General features: G+C 31.6%; 28 protein-coding genes. 21 read left to right on the top strand and 7 right to left on the bottom strand.

Going from position 1 to position 26,728, the window contains the following annotated elements:
• Window positions 1-12: 12 nt before the first annotated feature.
• From Q0829_RS02440 to Q0829_RS02425, 4 genes are all read right to left on the bottom strand, one after another.
• Entirely contained in the window at window positions 13-2,091 is a 2,079-nt protein-coding gene (locus Q0829_RS02440) for a WG repeat-containing protein (protein ID WP_298539519.1), read from the bottom strand.
• A 129-nt stretch (window positions 2,092-2,220) separates the two neighbouring features.
• Window positions 2,221-2,733, bottom strand: a complete 513-nt coding sequence (locus Q0829_RS02435; protein ID WP_298539517.1) for a hypothetical protein — start codon at window positions 2,731-2,733, stop codon at window positions 2,221-2,223.
• Window positions 2,734-2,762: 29 nt separating this feature from the next.
• On the bottom strand, window positions 2,763-3,197 hold the full coding sequence (locus Q0829_RS02430) for a hypothetical protein (RefSeq protein WP_298539514.1): 435 nt from the start codon (window positions 3,195-3,197) through the stop codon (window positions 2,763-2,765).
• A gap of 351 nt (window positions 3,198-3,548) precedes the next feature.
• A complete protein-coding gene (locus Q0829_RS02425) occupies window positions 3,549-4,328 on the bottom strand; it encodes a hypothetical protein (RefSeq protein ID WP_298539511.1) in 780 nt (259 codons plus the stop codon).
• 431 nt (window positions 4,329-4,759) lie between these two features.
• Between Q0829_RS02425 and Q0829_RS02420 the strand changes: the two genes are divergently transcribed.
• The 17 genes from Q0829_RS02420 to Q0829_RS02340 all read left to right on the top strand — a co-directional run bounded on the left by Q0829_RS02420 (window position 4,760) and on the right by Q0829_RS02340 (window position 16,247).
• The gene (locus tag Q0829_RS02420) at window positions 4,760-4,921 is read left to right on the top strand and encodes a hypothetical protein (protein WP_298539509.1); all 162 of its coding nucleotides are present in this window, start codon (window positions 4,760-4,762) and stop codon (window positions 4,919-4,921) included.
• Between the two features lie 88 nt (window positions 4,922-5,009).
• Window positions 5,010-6,941: a tetratricopeptide repeat-containing sensor histidine kinase gene (locus Q0829_RS02415; RefSeq protein WP_298539507.1), complete on the top strand. Its 1,932-nt coding sequence runs from the start codon at window positions 5,010-5,012 to the stop codon at window positions 6,939-6,941.
• A gap of 11 nt (window positions 6,942-6,952) precedes the next feature.
• Window positions 6,953-7,624 (top strand): DNA-binding response regulator, encoded by a 672-nt coding sequence (locus Q0829_RS02410; protein ID WP_298539505.1) that lies wholly within the window; start codon window positions 6,953-6,955, stop codon window positions 7,622-7,624.
• 24 nt (window positions 7,625-7,648) lie between these two features.
• The gene (locus tag Q0829_RS02405) at window positions 7,649-8,209 is read left to right on the top strand and encodes a hypothetical protein (protein ID WP_298539503.1); all 561 of its coding nucleotides are present in this window, start codon (window positions 7,649-7,651) and stop codon (window positions 8,207-8,209) included.
• A 138-nt stretch (window positions 8,210-8,347) separates the two neighbouring features.
• Entirely contained in the window at window positions 8,348-9,616 is a 1,269-nt protein-coding gene (locus Q0829_RS02400; protein ID WP_298539501.1) for a DUF2130 domain-containing protein, read from the top strand.
• Window positions 9,617-9,805: 189 nt separating this feature from the next.
• The gene (locus Q0829_RS02395; protein WP_298539499.1) at window positions 9,806-9,988 is read left to right on the top strand and encodes a YegP family protein; all 183 of its coding nucleotides are present in this window, start codon (window positions 9,806-9,808) and stop codon (window positions 9,986-9,988) included.
• Window positions 9,989-10,006: 18 nt separating this feature from the next.
• Window positions 10,007-10,783, top strand: coding sequence for an ion transporter (locus Q0829_RS02390; RefSeq protein ID WP_298539497.1), 777 nt, complete (start codon window positions 10,007-10,009; stop codon window positions 10,781-10,783).
• Between the two features lie 14 nt (window positions 10,784-10,797).
• Window positions 10,798-11,049, top strand: a complete 252-nt coding sequence (locus Q0829_RS02385) for a DUF4236 domain-containing protein (protein ID WP_298539496.1) — start codon at window positions 10,798-10,800, stop codon at window positions 11,047-11,049.
• An 11-nt stretch (window positions 11,050-11,060) separates the two neighbouring features.
• Window positions 11,061-11,411, top strand: a complete 351-nt coding sequence (locus tag Q0829_RS02380; RefSeq protein ID WP_298539494.1) for an excalibur calcium-binding domain-containing protein — start codon at window positions 11,061-11,063, stop codon at window positions 11,409-11,411.
• A gap of 15 nt (window positions 11,412-11,426) precedes the next feature.
• Window positions 11,427-11,597, top strand: a complete 171-nt coding sequence (locus Q0829_RS02375; protein ID WP_298539492.1) for a hypothetical protein — start codon at window positions 11,427-11,429, stop codon at window positions 11,595-11,597.
• A 2-nt stretch (window positions 11,598-11,599) separates the two neighbouring features.
• Window positions 11,600-12,007 (top strand): hypothetical protein, encoded by a 408-nt coding sequence (locus tag Q0829_RS02370; RefSeq protein ID WP_298539490.1) that lies wholly within the window; start codon window positions 11,600-11,602, stop codon window positions 12,005-12,007.
• A 3-nt stretch (window positions 12,008-12,010) separates the two neighbouring features.
• On the top strand, window positions 12,011-13,285 hold the full coding sequence (locus tag Q0829_RS02365) for an ABC transporter permease (protein WP_298539488.1): 1,275 nt from the start codon (window positions 12,011-12,013) through the stop codon (window positions 13,283-13,285).
• The gene (locus Q0829_RS02360) at window positions 13,285-14,205 is read left to right on the top strand and encodes a hypothetical protein (protein ID WP_298539486.1); all 921 of its coding nucleotides are present in this window, start codon (window positions 13,285-13,287) and stop codon (window positions 14,203-14,205) included. The genes Q0829_RS02365 and Q0829_RS02360 overlap by 1 nt, the downstream gene beginning before the upstream one ends.
• On the top strand, window positions 14,202-14,645 hold the full coding sequence (locus Q0829_RS02355; RefSeq protein ID WP_298539484.1) for a hypothetical protein: 444 nt from the start codon (window positions 14,202-14,204) through the stop codon (window positions 14,643-14,645). Before Q0829_RS02360 ends, Q0829_RS02355 begins: the two co-directional genes overlap by 4 nt.
• Complete coding sequence (locus Q0829_RS02350) at window positions 14,642-15,169, top strand: hypothetical protein (protein ID WP_298539482.1); 528 nt, start codon at window positions 14,642-14,644, stop codon at window positions 15,167-15,169. Before Q0829_RS02355 ends, Q0829_RS02350 begins: the two co-directional genes overlap by 4 nt.
• A 14-nt stretch (window positions 15,170-15,183) precedes the next feature.
• Window positions 15,184-15,558, top strand: a complete 375-nt coding sequence (locus Q0829_RS02345; protein WP_298539480.1) for a hypothetical protein — start codon at window positions 15,184-15,186, stop codon at window positions 15,556-15,558.
• A gap of 41 nt (window positions 15,559-15,599) precedes the next feature.
• Window positions 15,600-16,247 carry a thermonuclease family protein gene (locus Q0829_RS02340; RefSeq protein ID WP_298539478.1) on the top strand — a complete coding sequence of 216 codons (648 nt, stop codon included), beginning with the start codon at window positions 15,600-15,602 and terminating at the stop codon, window positions 16,245-16,247.
• A gap of 104 nt (window positions 16,248-16,351) precedes the next feature.
• Here the strand turns inward: Q0829_RS02340 and Q0829_RS02335 are convergent, their stop codons facing one another.
• Window positions 16,352-17,803 carry a hypothetical protein gene (locus tag Q0829_RS02335; RefSeq protein WP_298539476.1) on the bottom strand — a complete coding sequence of 484 codons (1,452 nt, stop codon included), beginning with the start codon at window positions 17,801-17,803 and terminating at the stop codon, window positions 16,352-16,354.
• Between the two features lie 370 nt (window positions 17,804-18,173).
• On the opposite strand from Q0829_RS02335, the gene Q0829_RS02330 reads away from it, so the two are divergent.
• The 4 genes from Q0829_RS02330 (at window position 18,174) to Q0829_RS02315 (ending at window position 24,782) form a co-directional block, all read left to right on the top strand.
• Window positions 18,174-21,893, top strand: coding sequence for a T9SS type A sorting domain-containing protein (locus Q0829_RS02330; RefSeq protein WP_298539474.1), 3,720 nt, complete (start codon window positions 18,174-18,176; stop codon window positions 21,891-21,893).
• Window positions 21,894-22,447: 554 nt separating this feature from the next.
• On the top strand, window positions 22,448-23,122 hold the full coding sequence (locus Q0829_RS02325; protein WP_298539472.1) for a hypothetical protein: 675 nt from the start codon (window positions 22,448-22,450) through the stop codon (window positions 23,120-23,122).
• 116 nt (window positions 23,123-23,238) lie between these two features.
• A complete protein-coding gene (locus tag Q0829_RS02320; RefSeq protein WP_298539470.1) occupies window positions 23,239-23,898 on the top strand; it encodes a hypothetical protein in 660 nt (219 codons plus the stop codon).
• 197 nt (window positions 23,899-24,095) lie between these two features.
• Window positions 24,096-24,782, top strand: a complete 687-nt coding sequence (locus tag Q0829_RS02315; protein ID WP_298539468.1) for a hypothetical protein — start codon at window positions 24,096-24,098, stop codon at window positions 24,780-24,782.
• Between the two features lie 564 nt (window positions 24,783-25,346).
• On the opposite strand, the gene Q0829_RS02310 is transcribed toward Q0829_RS02315, so the two are convergent.
• A complete protein-coding gene (locus Q0829_RS02310; protein WP_298539465.1) occupies window positions 25,347-26,018 on the bottom strand; it encodes a hypothetical protein in 672 nt (223 codons plus the stop codon).
• A 151-nt stretch (window positions 26,019-26,169) separates the two neighbouring features.
• The gene (locus Q0829_RS02305) at window positions 26,170-26,598 is read right to left on the bottom strand and encodes a hypothetical protein (RefSeq protein ID WP_298539462.1); all 429 of its coding nucleotides are present in this window, start codon (window positions 26,596-26,598) and stop codon (window positions 26,170-26,172) included.
• Window positions 26,599-26,728: the final 130 nt, after the last annotated feature.

Genomic DNA, 26,728 nt, shown 5'->3' with positions numbered 1-26,728 from the left:
CTGAAGGTTTTCTTATTTCGATTCTTTGTCTTTCACTAAATTACCATCAGCATCATACGTCTCTCCATTATACAAATGATACACCGCTTCATTACTATCTAACGGAAGAGAAGCACTACTAAATGTATCTGGTAATTTTTTGAAAACCTTATTATTTCTATCAATTAATAAGGCCTCTTTATTTTTTACTACGTACCCATACCTTTCCTGGAAAGCTTTCGCTTCACTATACTGAAACGGAATCACCACTTTACCTGTTGTATCAATATAACCCCAAGCTTTACTTTCCTTATCTTTTACCGCAGCAAGTCCATTAGAAAAAGGCGCTACCTGTTCATATTCCTGTACATTAACAACTATTTTTCCTTTTTTATTGATAAAACCTATATAGTCATAGTAATGAACATTGTTTTTTTTATAGTTATATTTTACTAGTAACAAGCCGTCTTTTCCGAAAGATTCATCATAATCGTTCCATGTACCATTTTTGATACTCACACCTTTCAGTGAATAAATATCCTTTTCATCATACGAATCATCGGTTTCTTTTGAGGTATAAATCATATCATCTTTTACACTGATGTTATTAAATACTTCTGGTAGTATATTTTTTCCATTTTTATCATACAATCCTTCCTTATTATTTAGATCTGTAATAAAAAAGCCTTCTTGTGGTCGGATATAATCATACTTCATCGGGATGACCATGTTGCCTGTTTTTGCATTGATAATTCCCTCTGGCCCATTGGTTTCCCTTTCTATATTTACAAGCTTATCCGAATAGATTTTAACTTCGTCCAGCTCATAACTCACACGCTCCAGTCTATTAGCTCTTGTGTTTAACCAATACAATTGATTGTAATCATCGTTATATAAACCAGAATAATAATAGTCATTCATCATCCGTAAGTCCTCATATTCAGGACGAATAGCCCACGCTCCTGTTTCATCTACCAGTCCTTGCTTCTGTGTTTTCTTATCAATAGCCAAATAATATCCATTAGTAGCTTTTTGATCGTGTTCTGACCTTTTTAATACTAAGGATTTGTTTATTTCTTCAGAAATTCCTGTTTGTATATAAACTTTAGCCTTCTTTAAAGTACCCGAAAATTGAAATCTCTGTAATCTTAACTGATCATTTTCTGGGGCTTCCGATACATTTTGCAATAAAAAGTTGCGCAATACTTCATTGGTATCCATTTCTTTATTTTCGATTTTATCAATCGCCGTTTTTAGTGTAGTATTAAAGCATTTTAGATAGGTTATCATTTCTTCGGTAGGTCGCGTACTACCAGAACTGCCTGATGATACTAAATAATTGTCAGTTTCGTGTATCCCCTCTACCGCTACTATTTTTTCATGCATAGTATTTGGATACTGAAGACTTATCGTATTTCCTGAGATAGCCGCTGTTACTATGGATCCGTCTGGCAGTTCCGTTTTGGTTTCCTTTTTTTCTAATATAATCTCTTTTATAGTAGGATATGTATACAACACCTGTACCTCAATGCTATCCATAGGTTTTGAGGATGGTATCTGTGTCGCTAATGATCTATAAGAGTCTTTCTGAAAAGAGGTCGTGTCTTTTACTCTTGTTTTATCCCCATAAAATATAGTATTGATGTTAAATCTGGGTAAATTTTTATCTTCTTCCCAGAAATCTTTAATAAGTTTTACATCCAAATAATAGCGATCAAATGGAATTTGCAGATAAGAATCAGGATATTGAATTTCCTGTCTCATATACATAGTATTAAAGAAGGTATCCAATTTGCCTTCTAAAGAATCTTTAGGCAACAACTGATAAAATGAATCACTGAATTTAGGTTCTTCTTCATTCATTGATTCGCCAGAGGTCAATGAAAATTCAAGGTTCGCTTCAGAAAAGTTAATTAAAGTTTCTATGCTATTGTACTGTTCTTCTAAAAAGGTTTTAGACTCACTCAGGGTAAATGCTTCTATTGAAGTTAGTAGTATGTTATCTTCTTTAATCTTAAGGGGATTGTTTAGACAATTGCTTTCTTGATTTTGTTGGCCATTACAAGAAACAATTAGTAAAACACTAATAGATAAGGCTATGTATTTAATCATGCTTTTCTTTTTATGAAATCAAATAGTTTATTGATTTCTTCAACATCAAAATTAATGGTTTTTAACGGAATGACGATTTATATAACATAGCTATTCAAACAATACTGAAAAGCGAAATTTTTAACATTATTATTCGAACAGAGTTTTATTTTTAATCTTAGGTAACATATAATCCATTAAAGCTAGGATCATTAATACAGTAGTAAGGATCCTATAATCTCGGGGAATGATATGATATAATCTTAGAGCCGCACCTATATATAGTACAATAACCCAAACCATTTTTAGATAGTCTATTCGTTTTTTTATTGGTTTTTTAAGAAAGTGTATCAAATAAGAAATAACAATACCGATACATCCACCAACCAGAATAGGATTACCAAAGGGCCAATGCATAATTTTAAAAGCTGAACCAATTAAAACTACTGCTAATAAACCCATAACAATACGTGAATAGATGGTTTTAAGAAATGTTCCATTGGATAATAATAAGAACATCCCTCCCATTTCAATTAACCATAGTCCCCAAGTCAGTAAAAAATCACTATTGGCAACTGTAGTGAATGAGGATAAAAACAAGCCAGTTACACTCATTAGGACTCCTAGGATAATTAGTATGGTGAGGGTTTGGTTACTAAGCATGTTATTTTAATTCTTCTTTATAAATATTTCTAATCTATTCTTCTTAATTGGAAACCACCATTTACTACTTCAAGAAGGTTATCAGTACCATAAGTTTCTTGATCTACGACAATCTCCCAATTACCTTTATATTCTTTAAGATCTTCATCATAAAACCCTATATACTGAATATCGGGATGCTCATACCCTTTCTCCACTACTAACGTACCATCATCATCTCTATAATAAGAATATGGATATTTTAGAACAAAACTAATCATATCATTATCAAAAAAACCTTTTACAGAAGCTGGTTTATCAAATAACTCTTTGGATTCTGAATCTTTAGATATTCCAACAAAAGAATCGTTATCAACTTTGATCTCCATCTCAAATATTACCTCTCTATATTGATCAATATCACTATATCCATCTTGATAAGTGAACTGTCCTTTCCATTTTTGTTTTTTATCAACTAATTTCACGTTACCTATATTTTCTTATAACTTAAAAATTTACTGAACAGCTCTATCTAGCAAAATACCATTGTGCCTCTACTTTTTCTTATATCGTCTTTTAAATCTTTTCGTGGCTCTGGGATTTCTTGAACTTGCTCCTAAAAACACCAAAATTATTATCAGTAAAGCTATTGGTATCATATATAATAGTATATCTATTAGTAAGTGTCTTAAATACAAAAAATGTTACTATAATATATGGTGTTTTTTATATGTATTTTTCTTTGGGAAGGAAAACCTCTACATAAATAACCGAAAGGTTTAGTTAATTGTTTGTGGTATTTAGATTAGGTTTTTTTTTTAATTTAAATAAGAAATTCATTCTTTCAATATATAATTACGAACTATCGTCTCAGTAATTGGTTTCAGTGTTACATTTTCTACGGGATGCATCCCCGATTTTGTAAAAAGCTCTACTTTATTATTTCTCTTAAAATACCAATATAAGGTATCCCCTTGTTTGAAAAAGGTTTCAATAGTATCATTTTGTGCTTTCTTAAAATTGTCAACCCAATCCTGATTATAGTTAAGACTAATACCTTTTGTATTACAACTTGCGCTTTCATAATGATCCTCTTTCCAAACCATACATTCTTTTTGTTGCCAATTGATAACGAAATATAATACAATCATAGATGGAATAGCAATAGAGATCGTAACTACTATTTTTCTAACCCAATTACTATTACTATCACTATCATCTTCTTCAACATCTTCAGGAGGATCAATCTTTATATCATCTCCGGTAGAATCTTCTGGTTCTGTTACCAAAACATTCTTTACAAAAGGAACATTATCTAAGTATCCGTCATCAATAGGTTGGTTCTTAACAAACTGCTCTCTTGAATCATAATTCAGAAAACTCAAGAGTTTATTAACCATTGTTTCTGTAGGTTCTTGCTTATTACTTCCTTGATTAAAGAAATAATCATAATAGTTTACTAATGATTTATAATGCTTCTCATCTGCTTCTCCTTCTTCCTTTTCAGTAATCTCTTCTGAAATTTTCTTAGATAAGGCTGTTTTGGTCTTTGTAAAGGGATATTTTTTATAGGCTTCAATAAAAGATAAAGCCACAATTTTCTTGAATTCCTCCATAAATTGTTAGTGTCTTACCCTAAAATAAGGAATTTCCATGGAAATCTAATTGTGGAAAATCACATTGTAGTTACCATTTTTACTGGTTTCCATCAAAATTCCACGAGACTTCCACACAATTTCCATTCAAAATCTTACCATTTATAAAATATTTGTAGTGTAACGTAACAGGAATTAGTTGACGTTTTACAAAGCTTTAAAAACAAAAATGTTTGTATAACACAAACTAATTCAAAACTGGAAATATAAGACAGGATCTGTGAGTTGATCCGAGAAGTACAACAAGCTTTTTCTGTCTGACTATTTCCAAACATACTTCTCAAAAACAGAAAAGGCCTTTTCTCATTTAACGGTGTTGTGACCGGTAATAATTCTCTGGATTTAATATCCGGACAGCAACACTATTGTCAAATTTTTAAAAACAAAAAAAGATGAGAAATTCATTTGTAATTTTAGCAATAGTAATGTTTAGTTTATCAATATTTTCATGTACAACCTCTGATATAGCAGAAGAAATTGCTATCGAAGAATTAGCCACCGAAGGGGAAGATGGAGATTTAGGTCAAGAAAGTTCAGAAGAAGATGAAGGATAGATAATCTAAATTGGTAAAAAGGTCATATTCTTATATTGAATATGACCTTTTTTATTTAATTTACAGGGAATTTTGAACCTAAACACTCTTGAAAATTTTAATAAAATCCTTTTTATTTCTTCTATTACTCACCCAGTGTAGTTCTCCTGACTCATCTAGTACCGAAAAGTTCTCTAAAGATCATCCTGTATATTATTTTGAGCTAGGTAAACAAAAAGAACGATTGCTAAAAGAACGCCTGTATTACCTTACTGAAGCAGAACAAAGAGCTATTGCTCTGAATTTAGATTCGATTGTGATTAAATCTCTTTCTCTTAAAGCATATTTATATAAAAAAGAAAACTATTTGGATAGTGTTTTACCAGTAGCCAAAAAAATGCTCACATATGCAATAAAAGCAAAAGATTCTGCTAGTATTGGCAAAGCGTATTTCAAAATAGGCGAAAACTTTTTAAACAAGAACATTAACGATTCTGCATTCTATTATTTAGATAAATCCAAGTACGTTTATACCCAAATTAAGGATAGCTCAGAAGCTGGAAAAAAATTAGATAGAATGGCAAGAATTCTGATTTATGATGGCAATTACAATCTTGGGGAAAGTCTTTTGGTGGAAGCATTGGAATACCTAGAGCCTATCAAAGATAGTGTTGGACTTACTTCCGTTTATTTAAATCTTGCCATTGATTACAGAAAACAAAAAAATTATAATCAAGCCAAAATTTATATTAATAAAGCATATGAATATTCTACTTCTGCTAAAGCAAAAAAGATACTGGAAAATACCGAGTTACTAATTCTCAGAGAAAATGAGGAGTTTGGTCAAGTTATTAAACGTTACTCAGCTCTCATTAAGGATAAAAATATAGCTAAAAACAAGAAGGAATATGCACGGGTGTTAGATAACTTTGCTTATACAAAATGGCTTGCAGATTCTAATGTAGATGTAGAAAGGGAATTACTAGAATCTTTACGATTACGAGATAGTTTAAAAAATGCGTCGGGTTTAATCGCTAGTAATGAACATTTAATGTTTTTTTATAGCCAAAAAGACTCAGTAAAAGCCATTGATTATGCGAAGAAACTCTATAAATTAACTGTGGAGCAAAACAATATTGAAGATAGATTAGATGCCATCGAATATTTGAGAAAACATTCACCAAACGAAACCATAAAATACACAAATTTAGAATTACAATTAAAAGATAGTTTGTTCAATGAACAGAAATTATCTGGAAGTAGATATGCTGCCATGATATATGACAATAATAAACTGGAAAAAGCATTAATTACTGAGAAAAAAAACAAAGAGCTAATTGATCAAAAAAGGATTACCCAAAATACCATTTATTCTGGAATAGGTATTTTCACCATTCTCTGCTCTATTTTCCTTTTCTTCTATCTCCAAACTAAACACAAAAAAGAAAAAGTATTAGAACGCCACACCACCGAAAAGAGACTTTCCAAAAAACTACACGATGAAGTGGGTAACGATGTGTTTTATTTAATGTCACAACTACAAAACGAAAATAATCTATCTAAAAATTCAACTGGCACTTCTATTATTAGTGGATTGGATGCGGTGTATCATAAAGTACGAGATTTTTCTCGCAATCATACGATAGAAATAGGACCAGAATATGGAGATGAACTGTTATCCCTTTTAAATTCTTATGGGAATGAACATATCAAAGTTTTTACGAATACATTAAAAGACGATTTTTGGACGTCTGTAGCAGATTATAAAAAAGTAGAACTCTATTGGGTACTAAAAGAGCTATTAACTAATATGAAAAAACATAGTCAGGCTACTATCGTATCTGTAGGTATCACTAAAGAGAAAAAGAATATTATCGTGAAGTATACTGACAACGGAATTGGTACTGATCTTAATGCGGTTCAAAAACGTAAGAATGGCCTTTACAATGTGGAAAACCGCATAAAGGATATGAAAGGAACTATTACTTTTGAAACAAAACCACAAAAAGGTTTTAAATCTATTATTGAGTTCGCCCCATAATACCAAAGACTATGTTTAAGAGAATTATTATTGCAGAGGATAGTGATAGTGACAATCTTGGGATTGTATCATCTATCAGTACATCCACTGAGGCAACAGTTGATAACACACAATCTTGTGATAAAACCTTATCAAAAATAAAGGAAGCTATACAAAAGGGCGAACCATATGACCTACTGATTAGCGACCTATCTTTTAATTTGGATGCTCGAATATCTCATAAAATTACTTCTGGAAAGCAGCTTATTGCCACAGTTAAAAGCATTCAGCCAGATATCAAGATCATTGTCTTTAGTGGAGAGGATAAACCTGCGATTGTCAAATCCCTTTTTGAAAATCATCACATCAATGGCTATGTTTGCAAAGGGCTCTATGGATTATCAGAATTAAAAAAGGCAATTACTCAGGTATATAAAGGAAACACTTTTAGTTGTCCGGTTTCTAAACATGCACTGCGGCAAAATAATGTAACACAATTAGATCCATACGAGATACAGTTATTACAACTATTAGCCAACGGATATAAGCAAGATGAAATAAGTCATCAATTTGCAGAAAAAGGTATCGAACCCAACAGCAAACGATCTATTGAAGATCGTATCCGAAAACTACGCCAAGACTTTGATGCCAAAACTACCATTCAATTAATCCATTTGGTGGATGGAATGGGGTTGATATCATAATCATAAATAATTCATATAATAAAAATGCAAAATATAGGAGAAGAAATCTGTGGAGAATATTTGAGTCACATCTTACGCTGTGATTTTATTACCTACAACATAGTGAACCCTGATATTCAAGGAGAAATTGATGTTGTTGGTATAAAGCTTGTTGATAAGAAAATCTATGTATGCGAGGTTGCAACGCATACTGGTGGTTTACAATATGTAACTAATAAAAGACCGGATGACTATAACAGGTTCTATTCTAAATTCAAAAAGGATATCGAATATGCACAGACTTATTTTGAAGGATTCATTGTGATTCCAATGCTTTGGTCCCCAATCGTCAAAATAAGTAATAAGACTGCAAAATATAATACGTACTCTGAATTGATAAGATTACGGGAAAAGATTAAATCAGAATATCAACTTGATCTTCAACTCATGATTAATGAAAGTTATAATGATGCATTGGATTCCTTAAAAGATTTTGCATCTAAAACCACTAGTGCGTTTAACTCTCCAGTAATGCGAATGTTCCAAATAGAAAAGAGTCTCGACAAACATATTAAGAGGTTAAAAAAACGTGGATTAATTGAATAATAATAATGTAAAACTCATATTTAATATTTAGGCATCCTATATTCTTACCAGTAAAATATCTTGTATTGTGGGAAAACACAAAGAATTCTTCTTTAATGAAATTAGGTTTGTATGTATTAATGCATAAAACCTATAAGAATGAGTAAACGAGATATAAACATAACATGTCCAGATTGTGGAAAAGAAATTAATGTAGATGAAATTATATATCACCAATTGGAAGATGACATTAAAAAGAAATACCAATCTCAAATTTCTATAGCTAGAAAAGAATACGAGCAAAAAGGAGAAAAATTAAAAATAAAAAGTATTGAGCTTGAACAAAAGGAAAAGGAAATTTCAGAAAATATAGAAAACCAATTAAAAGAAAAGCTTTCAATACAGAAGAAAGAAATAACAAGTAAAATCAAGCGTGATATAGAGTACGAAAATGCAGAAAAATATAAAACATTACAATCAGAATTAGCTGACAAATCCGAAAAACTTAAAGAATTAAATCAAACTAAATCTCAAGTTGAAAAACTCAAACGTGAAAAAAATGAATTACGCCAAGAAATAGAACTTGAAAATCAAAAGAAATTGACAGAAATTCTACAAGAGCAACAAATTAAAATTGCTAAGCGAGAAGCAGATAAAAATGAGCTAAAAGTTTCAGAAAAAGAAAAGATCATTAACCAATTAAAAGAACAACTTTCAGAAGCTCAAAGAAAAGCTGAACAAGGGTCCATACAATTACAAGGAGAAATACAAGAATTAAGTATAGAAGAATGGTTGAAAAAGAAGTTTCCGTTAGACGAAATTGAAGAAATTAAAAAGGGTCAACGTGGAGCTGATTCCTTGCAAATAATAAAAACAAGAACTAATGCCAACTGTGGTTCTATTTACTATGAAAGCAAAAGAACTAAAGAGTTTCAATCGAGTTGGATTGAAAAATTCAGGAATGATATGCGTGAGCAAAACGCCAATATTGGAGTGCTTGTCACTAATACTATGCCCAAAAACATGGAAAGAATGGGATTAATAGAAGGAGTTTGGGTTTGTACATATCAAGAGTTTAAGGGACTCTGTTGGGTTCTTCGAGAGAACATAATTACCCTATCAAATGCGATTGCAAGTCAAGAGAATAAAGGTGATAAAATGGTTATGCTCTATAATTTCCTAACCAGCAATGAATTTAAATTACAAATAGAAGCTATAGTTGAAGGTTTTACTCAAATGCAAACTGATTTAGAAAGGGAAAAACGTTCAATACAGGGACATTGGAAGAAAAGAGAAAAGCAAATAAATAAAGTGCTTTTGAACACGAATTATATGTACAGTTCAATTAAAGGGATTGCAGGAAACGCTATACAAACCATTCCCCAACTTGAACTTCCTAAAACCGAAAATGATAATTCAGAAGAATAAAATATAACTAATTGGAATCAAACATAAAGCTTGTTATGGGGTAACGGGCTTTTATTGTAGACCTGCTAAGCTTTAAAACTTGGCAGGTCTTTTTTTTTGTTATAAAACGACCGTCACTGTGGAAAACCACAAGGAATTGGGTTTAACTACTGGTAAGTTTGAGAAGTATTAATCCTAAAAACATAAAAAATGGCTTACCCAAAATTTGTCATCAAAAAAAGTACAAATGATCGATTCTATTTCAATTTATATGCTGCCAACGGTCAGATAATTGCAAATAGTGAAATGTACTCAACTAAACAAGGTTGTCAAAATGGAATAAATTCTGTAAAAACAAATGCTCCAGAAGCAGAAATTGAAGATTTATCATAACACATAATTATATTGATTTTGAAACGAAAACTACATTCAATAATATATCAAAACGAGGTTTTTATAAACTCTATTTATTGTTTGATTATTCTGAATGTAGTTTGTTTAATATTAGAATCATATAAGTCTCTATACTGGGATTATAAAGAAGTGTTTCAATTTATAGAGTTTATATCTATATCCATTTTCACTCTTGAATATTTAATAAGATTATGGGTTGCCGATATTGGTACTAAAAACCATAAAGAAAGTTACTCTAATAGAACCAAATATGCATTATCAGGATATGGAATCATTGATCTAATTTCAATAGTGCCATTTTATCTTCCATTACTAATACCATTTGATCTAAGAGTAATCCGAATTCTTAGAGTATTTAGAATTGTAAGGATCTTAAAGTTAGGGAGGTATTCTAAAGCAATTAGAACTATCAACATAATTATTAAAGAAACCAAACCAGAATTACTCATTACAGCTTTTGTCGCCTTTATTTTATTAATCATATCCTCTACATTAATGTTTTATGTTGAAAATCAAGCGCAACCGGACAAGTTTGCAAATATTGGTGAAGCTTTCTGGTGGGCTATTTCAACTTTAACTGGAATTGGTTATAGCGATTTCTTTCCTGTTACTTCTTTAGGAAAATCCTTAAGCGCAGTTATGGCTTTAACTGGCATAGGGTTTATTGCGCTACCAGCTGGGATAATTAGCTCTGCTTTTATTGAAAAATTACAGGCTGAAAAGGATAATAAAGTATGTAAATGTCCAAGTTGTGGAACAGATTTAAATATTTAATAAAACTAAATAATATGGGATTCAGATTCAACAAAAGAATAAAACTGGGAAAAGGATTAGGAATCAATATTAGTAAATCTGGTATCACTCCTAGTTATAGAACCAAAAGGGGTTCCGTAAGTTCTAAAGGATATTCAATAAGAACTGGAATTCCTGGGCTATCATATCGAAAATCTTTTAAAAAATCTAAAGGAAGTGGATGTCTTGTATCATTAATTCTATTAGTAGCCTCAGGTTCCTTAGTTCTTTGCTTAATAACTACCTAATTAACAAAAATATGCAACATATAAAGACTTTATTTTCAATATTATCAATGCTAATGTTTATTTCATTAATCAGTTCTTGTTCTGAATCTGAAACAGAACTCGATACATCTTCAGGCTGTAGAGATACTAACTGTGCGAATTATACATCAATGGCCTCTGCTCAAACGGCGTTTGATGCTGATCCAGAATGCAGAAATGATTTAGACAGAGATAATGATGGTATCGCTTGTGAAGAGCCCGGTAATAGTGTAAGAACTTGTGCGTCGACATCTAATTGTGGTTGTTCTAACAAACCAAAATCTCAGTGTGAAAGTGATCCATGTTGTAAATGGGTAGTTGGAACTGGATGTAAGTGTAGCTAATCAAAAATAAATTATATGGGATATCGTAAAGGATATTATAGAAAAGATGGAACTTATGTAAGAGGACATTATACAAATTCAAGAAGAAGATCAACTGGATTAAATAATAATAATAATAGTAAAAAAGGATGTGCCTCTATAATCATTCTATTTATCATAACTCTAATCATTTTAATTATAAACTAACTATGGAAAATTATACAGTTTCCGCTGAATTAAAAAGCCATTTCTTAAGGCTCTATAAAATGGCTATATCAGATGACAGTTTTGGCATCCCAGAGCTTCAAATGTTATACCATTTTGCTGAAGAACGGGGTATTCAAAAAGAAGAACTTGAAAAACTACTATTAAGCCCTATAGATCATGAATCGGTTATTCCAGAAAGCTTAGATGAACGTATTGAATACCTCTTTGATTTAGCCAGAATGATCTGGGCAGATGAAAAAATCACAGAAGACGAAAGGACCACACTGAAAAAATACTGCCGAAAATTCCAATTCCTAGAAGAAAACATTGAAGATTTATCACAGTACCTTCTGGATTGTGTGCAAAGAGGAATCAGCAAAGAAGAAATCATTGAACAAATAAAATCTTAACCTATGGAGTCTGTAAAAAAACTATTTACACTTAAAAAAGTTGAGTCTAAACCTAAAACTTCAAATGATAGAGAGGGAAATCAGGGAGACCAAATTAGAATAACCTATTATCAAAGTGGTTATGGTGCATCAAAAAAAGCTTCAGGTAGCCCAATTACATTAAGAACAGGTCTTCATAATTTATATAATAGTTTTGAGGATCAATGTAGAAAACAATTAGCTGAACAACAACGCTTAAAACAACCCTATAAAGAAGAACAAGAAAGACAAAGAACTGAGCTAAAAAAAAGGGAGACAGCTATAGTAATATACGAAGAACAAGAAAACAATATTAATAGAAACATCGAAACCAAAAAGCATGAAATGGTTGATGTAAAGCAAAATCCAGATCATTTTGGAATTGATGCAGATAAAAGACCTAAGGCACAATTCTATATTGGACTCTTTATTTTATTGCCAATTTCTATTTACCTATTAGTTTTTTATATTTCAGCATCTTATTCTGCATTCTTTAAAGAGTTTTCTGATGATAGCTTAACCGCTGCTATTTTTGATCCGAACGCACTTACCAATGCTATAAAAGCAAGTTGGCTTGAAGGGTTATTGGTAATTACCATTCCTTTTGTTTTTATGGGATTAGGTTATGTAATACACATGCTACAAAAGGGAAAAGGTATAAAAAGTTATTTAAAAATTAGCTTACTTTTTCTTACCACCTTTCTATTTGATGGTTTATTAGCATATCAGATAGAAAAGAAGATATACGAATTCAATAAAACACTAAATTCTGAACCATATAATTTACAGGTTGCCTTAGAAGAAGCTGAGTTTTGGATGATCATTTTTGCAGGATTTGTGGTTTATATCATTTGGGGATTAGTATTCGATTTTGTGATGAAGGAGTATGAAAATGTTGATAAGATAAAAGCATTTATAAGAGCTAAAAAAGAAGAACTTCGTAATCTACTTGATAAGAAAACAGAATTACTTAAAAATATTGATAAGATAAAACATGAAATAACTTCCATCACAGGTAAGATATCAGAATTACAATCACAAATTGATGGATTTGTTTTTCCTGTCAAAGAGTATCTGCACTATCATTATCAATATAAAGAAGGCTGGTATCAGTCAATAAATGCTGAATTAGCATTACCTCATGATAAAAAACAGGAGTTATTGGATGAATGTGAAAAAGTCTCAGCTGCTCATTTGAATGAACATCAATTGAATCAAATGGATCATCAACATCTTTTATTCACGAAAAAACAACTATAATGAAGTATCTATACATATACACTGCAATAATTATAGTGGTTTTTAGCTCTTGCAGAAAAGAAAACGAAGAGGAGACCACAAACTGTTTTGATAATAAAAATATATCTAAAGTATACACTACACGAAATAGTAATGAAAACTTAAACATAAGCTTTCTATTGGATCTTTCTGATAGAATAAACCCTGAAAAATTCCCAAACCCAGCGATGGAATATTATCAAAGAGATGCAAAATATATCCAATCAGCTGCAGAAGCTTTTAACGTTCATCTGAGGACAAAAAAAGTAATTAGAACAAATGATAAGATTCAACTATTTTTTGACCCAGAACCTAAAACAAAAGAAATTAGTGATATCTCGAATAAGTTAAAATTTCAAGTTGATAAAACTACTGTAACAAATGATCTATTATGTAGTATCGATTCTGTTTATGCAACACTTCCTGTCGAAATCTATAATCAAGCAATCACCGATAATGATTATATAGGTTCTAATACTTGGGGCTTTTTCAAGAACAAAGTAAAAGACTATTGCATTGAAGATCAATTCAGGAATATCCTAATAATATTAACCGATGGCTACATCTATCATAAAGATATTAAACGACAAGAAGGTAACCTTACCTCCTATTTAATACCACAGTATATAAGATCTAAAAGGTTAAATACTGAGGGTTGGAAAAGTAAAATTGAAGATAAAAGCTTCGGATTCATTCCTGCAGCCAATAATCTATCTAATCTGGAAGTGCTGATTTTAGGGTTACACCCAAATAAAGACAATCCTTATGAAGAGGATGTCATTAGACTTTATTGGAATAATTGGTTAACATCAATGAATGTAAAAAGGTTTGCTATTAAAAATGCTGATTTGCCATCTAACATGGATAAAATCATTAAAGACTTTATACTATTAACAAAATGAAAAAGCAACTGATCTATGGATGCTTTGGATCCATTTTTACTGGTAGTTTGATTTATATCTTATTCAGATCTAACACTTTAAAAATGTTTGATTGGTTTAATCAAATTGGCTTTATTAATCTAATTGAAGTATTTAGAGAATATATATTCAAGTTTTCCTATTTAATTCCAGATTGGATATTATTTTCATTACCAGATGGTCTTTGGCTTTTCTCATATGTTAGTACAATACTTTATATATGGAATAATGATATAACTAAGAATAGTTTGCTCTGGATATTTATAGTACCAACTATAGCAATCCTTTCGGAGATCTGTCAAGCAATGAAAATTTTACCTGGAACTTTTGATCTTAATGACCTACTATTTTATCTATTAGGAATCTATACCCCATTTATACTTTATAAATCAAATATTAATTTTAAAATTTATCCATCATGAAAAAATTACAACATATAGCCTCAATATTAACTTTTATTATTTTCATTTTTATTGCTTTCGGTAGCAGTGATGATGATAAAAAAGAAAAATTAAATACATCTTCAAATGCTGAAAAAATTAAGAATGATAATAGTTTAACAGAAACTGAAAAGGACAGTCTACTTGCTATTGAAAAAACTAAAGAAATAGAAATTAGAAAGAATCAAACCATTTCTTCAAGAAACTTAATTGCCATTTATGAAAAAAATGAGGTCAGTGCCGACAATGATTTTAAAAATAAGACTTTCTATGTAGAAGGAAGAATAGATGACATAGGTAAAGATTTTTTAGACAACATCTATATTACCCCAAAAGGGGCTTCCAATAATTTTAGGAATGTTCAATGCTTTATTGATGACCCAACAGTAGTATCCAAACTTCAGAAGGGTCAGTTCGTAACAGTTTACGGCAAGTGTAATGGATTAATGATGAACGTTTTGATGAAAGATTGTGAAATTGTAAAAAACATTTCAGATTTAGAATAGCAAAACTCTTTACAATGAAAAAAATTACCCTACTATTGGCCTTATTAATTACCGCTTCTTACCAATGTAATTCCCAAAGCTTGGAAACCACACTCTATATTAAAGAAGAATTGGTAAATCAGCGAGATGAATTATTACAACAAGCACGGGATATTCAAAAAAGAATTGACTCTATTGATCAAAAATTAGGAAATAAAAGCAATTCTAAATCCGATACCCAATACATAACCAAAACAGTTAATTATAACTCTCTAAATAGCAGTACAACCAAAAAAAAGCGAAACAAACCCAGAACTACTAGGAGATACATACGAGGATCCAGAGGTGGATGTTATTATATCAATTCTAATGGAAACAAAACCTATGTAGATCGAAGTATATGTAATTGACACATAAAATGATTATTTTAATAGACTGAAAAAGAAAGCTTATGGGAAATTATTTACACTTTTTTATATCAATTTTTGCTCTAATTACTATTTCAACTTCTGATAAATTACCCAAAGAGTTTGAAGCTAAAGTTATCGGTGTCAAAGATGGCGACACTATAGAAGTATTGTATAATAATGAGCCTATAATTATACGATTAGAACATATCGATTGTCCTGAAAAAAAAGAAGCATATTGGAAAAGGGCTAAACAATTCACTTCAGATTTTTGTTTTGGTAAAAAAGTAAAAGTAATATCCAAAGGTAAGTTTGACAGATACCGAAGACTCATTGCAGAAATAAAATACAATGATAAAATCCTAAATAAAGAGTTAGTGGCAAATGGATATGCCATTCACTTCAAAAAGTATTCTACAGATGCTAGTTATGACTCTTTAGAAAGTATTGCTAAGCAAAAGAATATAGGTATTTGGTCACAGAAATCGTCAATCAACTATCTAGAACAAGAAAAGAAAAAAACAAAGTGTAAAAAAGAGGTTTTTATATGTAACAGTACAGCTAGTAAAACCTATCACTATACCAAAGAATGTGGCGGATTAAAACATTGCAAAGATAGTATTAGAACTATTTGTAAAGAAAAAGCAGAAAAGAAATTCGGTCGAGTACTTTGTGGTTTTGAAAAGAATTGAAACGAATAAACCCGCATACTAAAAATGATATGCGGGTTGTCTTTTAGTAATACGACAATTAATTACTTTCTCATTATCCAATACATAAAGTTTTCTTTCTATTATTACAACTTTTTGCTAATATTTATTGGCAACCCAACTTTAAATCCAAATCTACGTCCATTCTTATCTCTAGGTGCTTCATCAAGATCTTTTCTGTCAACAAAAACTTGAAGTGTAAGAATAGTTTTTAAATCATCTTTGGATTTTAAATTAAATAATAGTCCTAATCTACCAGGGTAGCTCTCAAGATCAGTAACACCAGATTCTTCTGAAAACATTATATTATCATATCCAACATTTACAAAAGCTCCTAAATTCCTCCAAGCAAAATAGACTTCGGTGCTATAACTTTGCTTAAAACCATATGCATAACTGTTATCCCCTACATACCCTTTCTTACTATTAGCTATAGTAACAGGATTTCCGTCAATAATATCTCCTGTAGGCGTATTCAAAGTAATTGTTTGTTGTGTAAATTCATCTATATTAGAACTTCTGGAAAACGAAGTTAATCCTCTTGCCACAAAATAGCTTTGATCTTTCCATTGTTTAACGACATTAAACGATCCTGAAACACCATAAAGATCCCCAGTAATATCATTGAAAAAATCACCAAAACTTCCACCTGCTATAGGTTCATATAAAGTTGTGCTTTCTCTTTGATAAAACGCCGAAACCCCAAAAAATGGTATTAATTTTGAGTTCCACGATTTATTTGTAATTTCTATCTCTTTTTTCTGAGCTATACTAATAACACTATCCAGTTTTGTTGCTGCCTTTTCATAATCTTGAATTAATTTAAGTACATCTACCCCGTCTTTTAGAACCTGATTAAAAACAGCATTACCTGCTTTATTTACAATTAAATTTCTATTATTACCTCTCGTTTTCGTAGAATAAACTGACAAATCAGTATCTACCTTTTGTTTTAAATATTTCGGATCATCAATATCAATCTTGTATTTTTTCTTCAACTCCTTTTTCATTTTATCATAACTAGATGTTAATTTATCAACAGGTAAATTATGTGCTATCATTTCTTTTCTCAAGTCATCATATCTATAAAAATATTTAGTTAATGAATCCTGTAAAAAAAGATTTTTCTTAATAAAAGCTCTTTGAATATCTACATCTTTTAAATTATCATATTTCCTACTTGACTTTCCTATTCCCGAATAAAAATTGAGTGTGAATTTAGATTTTTTGCTTCCATCATTTTCATCAAAAAAATAAACCCCATTATCGACAGAAAAATCTCCATCTACCGTAAAAAAACCAAAATTAAAACTCTTTAAATATCCACTAGCTTTGATTAAGGATTTTTCCTCTTTGAGCTCAAACAACACACCTTGTTGTGGTGTGTTTTCTCCAACAACTAAAAAGTTAAGATCCTGAAATACAAGTTTATTAAAAGCTCCTGGAGATACAAGATTATTACTTTTATCCTCAATTTGAGAGTTTACGATTAATGAATATAATAGCATTATAAGGATACTCAACGTAATTTTTTTCATGATTTATTATTTAGAGTTATTTAAGTGTTAAAAATAAAAAACATCATTTCGTAAAAACATACCCAATGACCAGTATTTTTTTTTAGTATTGGGCAAATTAATTTTTATTTACAGTATATTTTATAGGTAGTTATACTTGTTTTATACCAAACAAAACGTCCCCAACTGTTGCTTCCAACAATTGGAGGTGTTTGAGTATTACCTTTCGGCTCACCCTTCGACATTTGGTTCATCATCCTTCGGCTCCTCTCAGGGTGATCAACAGCCACGGAGTTGAATTCCACGACCAAAAATTTAACAGAAAAAATCTCATATTTTATCTATTTTTGCTAACATTATAAATTCATTCATTCAATCAAATCAAACTTTTATGAGACTATACTACCTTTTAATATTCTTGGGATTATCTTCTTCTATATCTATTAATGCACAAATTGTGGATATCCCAGATGCTAATTTTAAAAATGCATTAATTAATGATCTTGTAGTAGATACTGATCTGAATGGTTCGTATGATGCAGATGCCGACACCAATAATGACGGAGAAATACAAGTAAGCGAAGCGCAAGCTGTACAACGACTAAAAGTCGCTCGTTTCAATATACAATCACTTGAAGGAATACAAAGTTTTACCAATCTATTGCGTCTGGATTGTAACGGTAACGAAATCAATACTATAGACGTTTCGCAAAATCTACAAATGGAATATTTATCCTGTGGAGATAACAAGCTTATCAGTCTGGATATTTCTCAAAACACTTCCTTACATACCCTATTCTGTTATAATAATAAATTAACAACTCTTGATATCTCCAACAATACGGCACTAGAACGACTGTATGGAAGCAGAAATGATATCGCGGCCATGGATTTGAGTCAAAATCCGCTTTTGATCACTTTTGATTTTGATGAAAACCATCTATCAGAAATCGATCTTTCTAATAATCCGGAATTATGGACTCTTGATGTAGCCTATAACGTACTGACCCGTCTAGACGTGTCGACAAATACAAATCTAAGAGGTATTTACTGTGAATTTAATAAACTTACTTGTTTGGATACAAGTAATAACCCGAATTTGATTGGTGTCGAATGCCAAAACAACCTGTTAACTATTTTGAACATAAAAAATGGTAACAATACAGATATCACAAGTTTTAATGCTCGTAATAATCCTGATCTTCTTTGTATTGAAGTTGATGATGTTACTTATGCAGATACTCAAAATTCTTGGAATAAGGATGCTCTAGCTCAATACAGTATTTCCTGTGATCCTGCTATAAATATTGCTGATATCAATTTTAAAAATGCATTGTTAAACGATACCGTTGCTGATTTTGATAATGATGGCATAGCGGATGGTGATGTAGACACTAATAATGATGGTGAGATACAACGTAGTGAGGCTCTAGCTGTAAATGGGTTAGATCTTTCCGCTAAGAATATTATTTCATTAAATGGCTTAGAAAATTTTAAAAATATTACAAGGTTATTTTGTCAAAACAATCAATTATCCGAATTAAGAATTGATCAACTTACTAATCTTATCGCTTTAGATTGTAGCACAAATCAATTGACTATACTTAGTCTGAAAAATGGCAATAATCCGCTTCTGGCTGAAATGAACGCTTTAAATAATGCTACACTTACTTGTATTTCAGTAGAAAATGTTAGCCTTGCAAACGGGTATCCCAATTGGCAAAAGGATATAATAGCAACCTATAATGAAAATTGTGATCCGATTTTAGATCTTTTTGACGATCGTTTTGAAGAAGACCTGATTACTCGTAACGTAGCCGATTTTGACAATGATGGTATTTATGATGGTGATGCCGATACCGACAATAACAAAAAGATTTCTAAGAGTGAGGCCGAAGCTGTTTTAAGATTAAATGTAGTAAGCAGAGGGTTGAACTCATTGAGAGGTATTGAGTATTTTACTAATCTTACCCATCTCAGCTGTCAAGGTAACCAACTCACTGCTATCGACGTTAGTCAAAACAGTAAACTGGAAGTATTAAGCTGTTGGAGTAATGATATCTCAACGATAGACGTTTCCATGCTTACCGAATTAAAAGAACTTTATGTTGGACAAACTCTGATTAGCGCAATTGATGTATCTAATAATATAAATCTTGAAAAATTTAATTGTAGAGATTTAGGTTTAACTAATATTGATGTTTCTAACAACACCAAACTTGTAGATCTTGTATGCTCTGAAAATCAATTAGCAACCTTAGATATTTCTAAGAATATATCACTTCAATATTTAAGATGTCAAAACAATTTACTTACACAATTGAATATTACTAACAACCCAGAACTAAACCTTTTATATGCTAATGATAATAATTTAACCTCATTAGATTTAAGTAATAGTGGTGATCTTAGTCTTTTAGAGTGTAATAATAACTTTATTACCGACCTAGATATAAGTACGACAAATATTTCCACGCTGCGTTGCGCTAATAATAAACTTACTACGTTGGATGTAAGCACCGTATATTGGGTGGTAAATTTGGACTGTAGCAATAATGAGTTAACTTCTCTATTTCTTAAGGACGGGATTCCTAATCAAGATAATTTCTCACTTGATTTCTCTGGAAATCCGGAATTAAGCTATATCTGCGTAGATGATGATAATGGAGAATTAGAATATATTCAAGATGAAGTTGATCGATTGGGGTATACCAACTGCTCAGTAAACTCCTACTGTACATTTACTCCCGGCGGAGAATTTTATACGATAACAGGCACAGTTACTATAGATAATAATAACGATGGTTGTGATGTTGGAGACATTGCTTTTCCTAATATGAAGTTTAGGATACAACAAGGAAGCGAAATAGCAAACCTTATTTCTGATGATAGCGGAACCTATACCATACCGCTCGAAGAAGGAATGTATACTATTACTCCTATCTTGGAAAATCCATCCTATTTTTCGATTGCTCCAAGCAGTATTGCTGTAGATTTCCCTACTGATGGCAGTCTGTTTAATCAAGATTTTTGTCTTACTCCGGTAGGAACCCATAATGATTTGGATATAGTCATAATTCCTATAGAAGGAGCAAGACCGGGTTTTGATGCTACCTATAAAATCAGTTATAAGAACAAAGGAAACAAGGTATTATCTGGAGCTATTACTTTAACATTTAATGATGATCTAATGGATACCGTAAGCATGGTTCCCCTGCCCGATAATCAGTCAAATAATCTCTTGAGTTGGAATTATGAAAATTTGGCTCCATTTGAAAGTAGACAAATTGATGTGGTTATGAACATCAATCGTCCGACTGATCCTATTCCTGTAAATGGTGATGATGTATTAGGATTTATAGCTACTATTTCATCACAAGTCATTGATGACACACCGGACGATAATATTTTTGAATTCAATCAGACTGTAGTAAATTCTTTTGACCCTAATGATATAACCTGCTTAGAAGGGCAATCAGTTTCTATTGATAAAATTGGAGATGATTTCCATTATCTAATCCGTTTTGAAAATACAGGTACAGCAAATGCTATTAATGTCGTTGTCAAAGATGTTCTAGACACTACAAAATTTGATATAAACACCTTGGCACCTATTAATTCCAGTCATTCGATGGTAACCAAAATTTATGATGACAATACAGTAGAATTTATCTTTGAGAATATTAATCTTCCTTTTGATGATCTCAATAACGATGGTTATCTTACTTTTAAGATTAAATCTTTAAATACACTTGCGGAGAGTGATATTTTAGCGAATCAGGCTGAAATATATTTTGATTTTAACTTTCCCATCATCACCAATGAGGAACAAACAGTATTTTCCTCGACTTTATCTTCAGACGAGTTTGAATCTGACAACATAGAGGTATATCCTATACCTTCTACAAATTATATTTCGATATCCGGAATTTTTGATGCGAACTATATTAGTTTGTTTGATATTAATGGTAGGTTATTAAGAAACCAAAAAGTAAAGAATAAATCTAAAGAAAAAATCTCTTTAGACATACAAGATTTATCTCCTGGAGTCTACATATTAAAGGTATCAAATAATACTGGTGAGCTAGTTAAAAGTATTATTAAGAAGTAATTTTCAATACTAGATTTCTAATGAAATCTAGTATTTTTTAAAACGCTATATACTCACCCATCGACTACGCTCAGGGTTCGGAAATATTCTTATCTGGGGCTGTTACTTCAGTACTTGTCCGCCTATGGAGGAAACTCAGTATGACATTTGGGGATTCGAACATCCGAGGATTGTACTTCGGCACAGCTCAGCATCCGCGTAGCCGAAATCCAGTTCATCACCCTTCGACTTAGCCTGTCCTGAGCGTGTCGAAGGGCTCAGGGTTCAGTATGCTTCATCCAAGGGCTGAGCGTAGTCGAAGCCCGGTTCATCACCCTTCGGCTCTCACTTCAACACGTGTCCGTCTATGGAGGAGGCTCGGTGTGACAACTCAGGATCACTTTTATAGTCTATAGAATATAACACATATTAGTTTTATGAATCAGAAAAATAAGCATTCCATTCACTTCTTTTTTTTCCTTTTTAAATCCATTTTTTCCGTTTCACAGATTTTTATTTCATAGAAGGATCTGATAGTAAGTTATTTGCCAACTAACTCATACAAATCTTTTAAAATGAAAAAACACTTTCTAAAAATTATGCTGTTCTGCACCTTAGGGATCTTCTGCTCTAGTTGTGAAGAAGGGGAAAACGGTCTCGATGGGATCGATGGGATCGACGGAGTCAATGGATCAGACGGAGAAAATGGCGTTGGCTTTGATGAACTTTCTAAATTTGGAGCTATTACACTGAACTTGGAGGGCACAAGACCAGATGGAGTACCCTTTACAAAAACCGATGTTTTTAAGTTTATTGGTGTAGAAGACATTGATTTTGAAAACACAGTCTTTACAGATCCTGATACTTCTTTATTAGAATTTGATACAGTACGATTTTTGAGCACTCCCGATGAGGAGTTTCAAGGATCTGAAGTTGAAGTATTTGCGGAAGTCACAAATCCTGGAGAACAAAATCAGGAAATATTAATCTTTATAGGTATCACTGATTATGCCATTATCGGAGATGATTTATCCTTCTTCAGATTTGACGATAGTTTTGAAACTGATGATACAGGTGTTTCTAATGTAAGTATTACCAATTTTAATTTTAACAATGAAACCAACGCCTTTACTATTTCATTCTCTTTTGATGTAGATGCAGCTAATAACAGCACAGGAAATGATCTGTCTGTTTCTGGAGAAGTCGATGTAATCGTTTTTGAAGATATAGAGGATATAGGATCTAATTGAAAAAATAAGTAACTACCTCAGTGCAAGCCCATGCGGCATTAGATAGAAAATAATTTTAGATTTCGAGGCAAGCCTCGGAACATTTAAATCTCGATTATCGAGTAAAAGAAATACATATGAAAAGTTATAATTATATACATACATACAAAATCCTTTTAGTTTGTTGTTTTGGACTCCTACTATCTAGTTGTGAAATAGAAGATGGGGCAACTGGAATCGATGGAGTTAACGGCATTGATGGAATAGACGGAACAGATGGCTTAGGTTTTGACGAAATTACCAGATTTGGGAGTATCACAGTAACATTAGAAGGTACACGACCAGATAATCAGTCTTTTACTGATTCGGAAATCTTTAGATTTGGTGCTTTGTCTCCAGATTTCTTAACCGAAGGAAATACAGTAACTCCTAACGAATCTGGTTTGGAATTCAATGTAAGAAGATTTTTAAGCGCTCCTGATGATGCGTTTCAATCAGCCAGTACTATTTTCCAACTATTAGTAACGAATCCAGGAGAAGCCAACCAAATAGTCGACTTTGATCTGCAAATTTTGAATTATGCAGTGGTTTCAGAAGATTTGACATTTTTTGATGTTACCAGTACCTCAATTAGTAATGCAGAGGTAACCGATTTCAATTTTAACAACGAAACCAATACACTTACATTTTTATTCACTGCAGATATACCTGCCGAATTAAATACTACTAGTAACGATATTTCTGTATCGGGAGAGGTAGATGTAATTGTACTAAAAGAAATACCAGGGTTAGAGTAAATATCCTCGGGGTAAGCCCGCGAGGCATTCAAACGAAAATAATCTTTAAAGTTTCGAAGCAAGCTCCTAGGTATTAGATCTAAGATCCCGCTAAAAAGCGGAATTAGTTCAACTACCTATTTTGAATGTGTTGCTTCGCAATTTTTCAAAATAGAGTTTCACTAACAAATTATATTAAAGCTATAAACTTATAAAAAATGAAATATTTAGATTTTACAACAATATATAAAACCGTTTTAGTGGTTTGCCTTGGGGTGTTCCTAACCAATTGCGAAGGAGAAGATGGTTTAGCAGGAATCGATGGAGTTGACGGAATTGATGGTGCAGATGGAATCGATGGAGTTGGTTTTGACGAATTACGACAATTCGGAGGAGTTACCATTACACTAGATGGAACAAGGATTGATAACGCATCCCCTTTTACGGATACAACAATCTTTGAATTCTCAGCAATTGATTCACAAGCACTCGAAAATGGTAATTCGGTAGTAGTTGATACAGATGCTTCCAGTATTTCTTTTAATGTTTTACGATTTATTAATATTCCTGATGATCGACATCAAGAATCTACTGTAGAAATTAATCTTACAGTGATCAATCCAGGAACTGAGAATGAAACCTTTGATTTTAATATGGAATTTGTAGAACATAATATCATTTTTGAAGATCTGGGAGTCTTACAATTAGATGAAAATTTCAGTAATGATGATGTAGAGGTTCTAAATTTTGACATTACCGATTTTAATTTTAATAGTGATACCAATACCTTAAGATTTTCATTTTCTTTTGAAGTAGAAGGAATAAATAATGATTCACAAAATGATCTTTCTGTATCGGGCGAAGTTGATGTGATTGTTTTGGAAAATATAGGAATAGATAACTAATATAGATAATACTTAGGTACCTGTCCGCCTATGGAGGACACTCAGCAAATCCAGTTCGACTGGAATTACCCTTGAACTTAACCTTTCCTGAGCCTGTAAAAGGGTTTAGGATTAGAGAGCCTCTCCCTACAGATTTATATCAAGGGTTGAGGCACTCGAAGCCCCATGCTCCATTATTTCTTTTTCTATAAGAATAAAAAGGGGTTTAATCCAGGTATTCTTTTCCCGTTTTTTTTTGGTGAAACTTATATACTTTAAATCTTTATTAACCTGTTGTTCATTTTGAAGTAAATGTTAAAGAAAAGCGTCAATTCGAGTAATTTTCCAAAATGACCTCTCGACTACGTTCGAGATAACAGAAGAAAAATTAGCCTGCTCGCCTCTGGCGTATACACTTCTTCTTTTAGTCGAAGCACTCGAATCGACGAATTTTGAATAAAAAAATAAAAATGCGCAACGGGTAATTTAATTCACTTTTCACCAGTTATTTAAAATAAAACAAGATCCAAACATGATCTATTAAGTCTATTAAAGTTAGTGATTAATCCGCCTGAATCTTCGGTGTCAATTATATCGAATACCATTGATCCAGTTACGAACCATTGTATCAGATAATAATTTACCAATAACTCTGTATTTAGAATACTTTAGTGGATTTTCTGAATCCAAAGCTTCAGCCATTACTCCTATTTCTGGTTTATAATAACTGGCGTGAATAAATCGTGTTTTTTTGTTATCTACACTAATAAAACCTGTATGATCATCCAATCCTACTAGATACAACCCATCTCCACTATTTAATAAGAAATCCTCTATAGTAGTTAAGGGTTTATTGGTAAAACGTTTGATTTGTTGTTTTGCTAGTTTCTTAATAAACACCTCAGAAGCAGATTGTGCCCACTTATATCTAGGAATGTTAAATCCAATATCTTGTAAAGTAGTGGTCACAAAATAACCACAAGCGATCTTGCCTTCACCTGGTATTTTGGTATGTCCGTTAAAATCCCAGGGGGTTCCATACCAATATGGAAAAATAGTGTCGACCAATGTTTTAAATATATAGACTCTTGTTGTGGTTATAATAGAATCTTTTTCTGCGGCATTTGCTCTATTATAAGAGGTATTCGCATTTTTTCTTATTATTTCTATTTCCTGTAATGTAGTTGTATACTCTTTTTGTTGAGCGTACATGTTACAAACAAACAATACTAATAGTATAAGTAAAGTGTCTTTCATTTAACAAAATTATATGTATTGAATGTGAACAAACAAAGATTATTATTACTTTTCTTTTGTCACTTTCGTAATACGATGATTATTTACTACAGTGTATTTGATAGTTAGCAAGAAAGTAAAAATATAAGACACCTATATACAATCTCCAATTTTAATTAGGAACAGTCGCCTCGGTCAGACTTTTGGCCCAATGAATAGCGTCTTCTAAAGATTCAAAGCTTTTAAACTTACTTTTAATGAATAACTTTTCTATTAATGAATTTAATAATCCCTTAGGTGTATAACTAACAATAGCATAGCCTTTCATCTTATAATCACTCTTATAGAATTTTAACCAATCACTTGGTTTTACAGCATACCTATGAACCCTATTCGTAATATAGACTACATTAGATCCATCATGATCATATAGATTCGTTAAATCTTCTACTAATAGTTTTGCATGATCATCCCAGGTAACTACGGTATCTTCTTTGAATTCTCCAATTACAAATCTATCAAACAAGTAAAAATCACCAAACGGATAATTTAACTCGTGAATGGCATCTTGATAGAATATAGAATCTTTTACATATTGCATAGGACAAAAATATTATAATTCATTATCTAATCTTATCATAAACTTCTTAAAATTTTATTATAAATCGATAAACAACTTAAAGAACTGATTAAGTGATTATTTAGAGTTTTTTTGTAATATTATTTTTTCG

The organism is uncultured Aquimarina sp. (genome assembly GCF_947492405.1).
GTDB lineage: Bacteria > Bacteroidota > Bacteroidia > Flavobacteriales > Flavobacteriaceae > Aquimarina.
The sequence above is the reverse complement of the archived record's forward strand: the minus strand, read 5'-3'. Positions and strand labels throughout refer to the sequence as shown.

Excerpts from the sequence above, each read along its gene's own strand:
- Q0829_RS02440 (WP_298539519.1), bottom strand. The coding sequence starts at position 2,091 with ATGATTAAATACATAGCCTTATCTATTAGTGTTTTACTAATTGTTTCT.
- Q0829_RS02435 (WP_298539517.1), bottom strand. The coding sequence starts at position 2,733 with ATGCTTAGTAACCAAACCCTCACCATACTAATTATCCTAGGAGTCCTA.
- Q0829_RS02425 (WP_298539511.1), bottom strand. The coding sequence starts at position 4,328 with ATGGAGGAATTCAAGAAAATTGTGGCTTTATCTTTTATTGAAGCCTAT.
- Q0829_RS02420 (WP_298539509.1), top strand. The coding sequence starts at position 4,760 with ATGAGAAATTCATTTGTAATTTTAGCAATAGTAATGTTTAGTTTATCA.
- Q0829_RS02410 (WP_298539505.1), top strand. The coding sequence starts at position 6,953 with ATGTTTAAGAGAATTATTATTGCAGAGGATAGTGATAGTGACAATCTT.
- Q0829_RS02405 (WP_298539503.1), top strand. The coding sequence starts at position 7,649 with ATGCAAAATATAGGAGAAGAAATCTGTGGAGAATATTTGAGTCACATC.
- Q0829_RS02400 (WP_298539501.1), top strand. The coding sequence starts at position 8,348 with ATGAGTAAACGAGATATAAACATAACATGTCCAGATTGTGGAAAAGAA.
- Q0829_RS02395 (WP_298539499.1), top strand. The coding sequence starts at position 9,806 with ATGGCTTACCCAAAATTTGTCATCAAAAAAAGTACAAATGATCGATTC.
- Q0829_RS02385 (WP_298539496.1), top strand. The coding sequence starts at position 10,798 with ATGGGATTCAGATTCAACAAAAGAATAAAACTGGGAAAAGGATTAGGA.
- Q0829_RS02380 (WP_298539494.1), top strand. The coding sequence starts at position 11,061 with ATGCAACATATAAAGACTTTATTTTCAATATTATCAATGCTAATGTTT.
- Q0829_RS02375 (WP_298539492.1), top strand. The coding sequence starts at position 11,427 with ATGGGATATCGTAAAGGATATTATAGAAAAGATGGAACTTATGTAAGA.
- Q0829_RS02370 (WP_298539490.1), top strand. The coding sequence starts at position 11,600 with ATGGAAAATTATACAGTTTCCGCTGAATTAAAAAGCCATTTCTTAAGG.
- Q0829_RS02365 (WP_298539488.1), top strand. The coding sequence starts at position 12,011 with ATGGAGTCTGTAAAAAAACTATTTACACTTAAAAAAGTTGAGTCTAAA.
- Q0829_RS02360 (WP_298539486.1), top strand. The coding sequence starts at position 13,285 with ATGAAGTATCTATACATATACACTGCAATAATTATAGTGGTTTTTAGC.
- Q0829_RS02355 (WP_298539484.1), top strand. The coding sequence starts at position 14,202 with ATGAAAAAGCAACTGATCTATGGATGCTTTGGATCCATTTTTACTGGT.
- Q0829_RS02350 (WP_298539482.1), top strand. The coding sequence starts at position 14,642 with ATGAAAAAATTACAACATATAGCCTCAATATTAACTTTTATTATTTTC.
- Q0829_RS02345 (WP_298539480.1), top strand. The coding sequence starts at position 15,184 with ATGAAAAAAATTACCCTACTATTGGCCTTATTAATTACCGCTTCTTAC.
- Q0829_RS02340 (WP_298539478.1), top strand. The coding sequence starts at position 15,600 with ATGGGAAATTATTTACACTTTTTTATATCAATTTTTGCTCTAATTACT.
- Q0829_RS02335 (WP_298539476.1), bottom strand. The coding sequence starts at position 17,803 with ATGAAAAAAATTACGTTGAGTATCCTTATAATGCTATTATATTCATTA.
- Q0829_RS02330 (WP_298539474.1), top strand. The coding sequence starts at position 18,174 with ATGAGACTATACTACCTTTTAATATTCTTGGGATTATCTTCTTCTATA.
- Q0829_RS02325 (WP_298539472.1), top strand. The coding sequence starts at position 22,448 with ATGAAAAAACACTTTCTAAAAATTATGCTGTTCTGCACCTTAGGGATC.
- Q0829_RS02320 (WP_298539470.1), top strand. The coding sequence starts at position 23,239 with ATGAAAAGTTATAATTATATACATACATACAAAATCCTTTTAGTTTGT.
- Q0829_RS02315 (WP_298539468.1), top strand. The coding sequence starts at position 24,096 with ATGAAATATTTAGATTTTACAACAATATATAAAACCGTTTTAGTGGTT.
- Q0829_RS02310 (WP_298539465.1), bottom strand. The coding sequence starts at position 26,018 with ATGAAAGACACTTTACTTATACTATTAGTATTGTTTGTTTGTAACATG.
- Q0829_RS02305 (WP_298539462.1), bottom strand. The coding sequence starts at position 26,598 with ATGCAATATGTAAAAGATTCTATATTCTATCAAGATGCCATTCACGAG.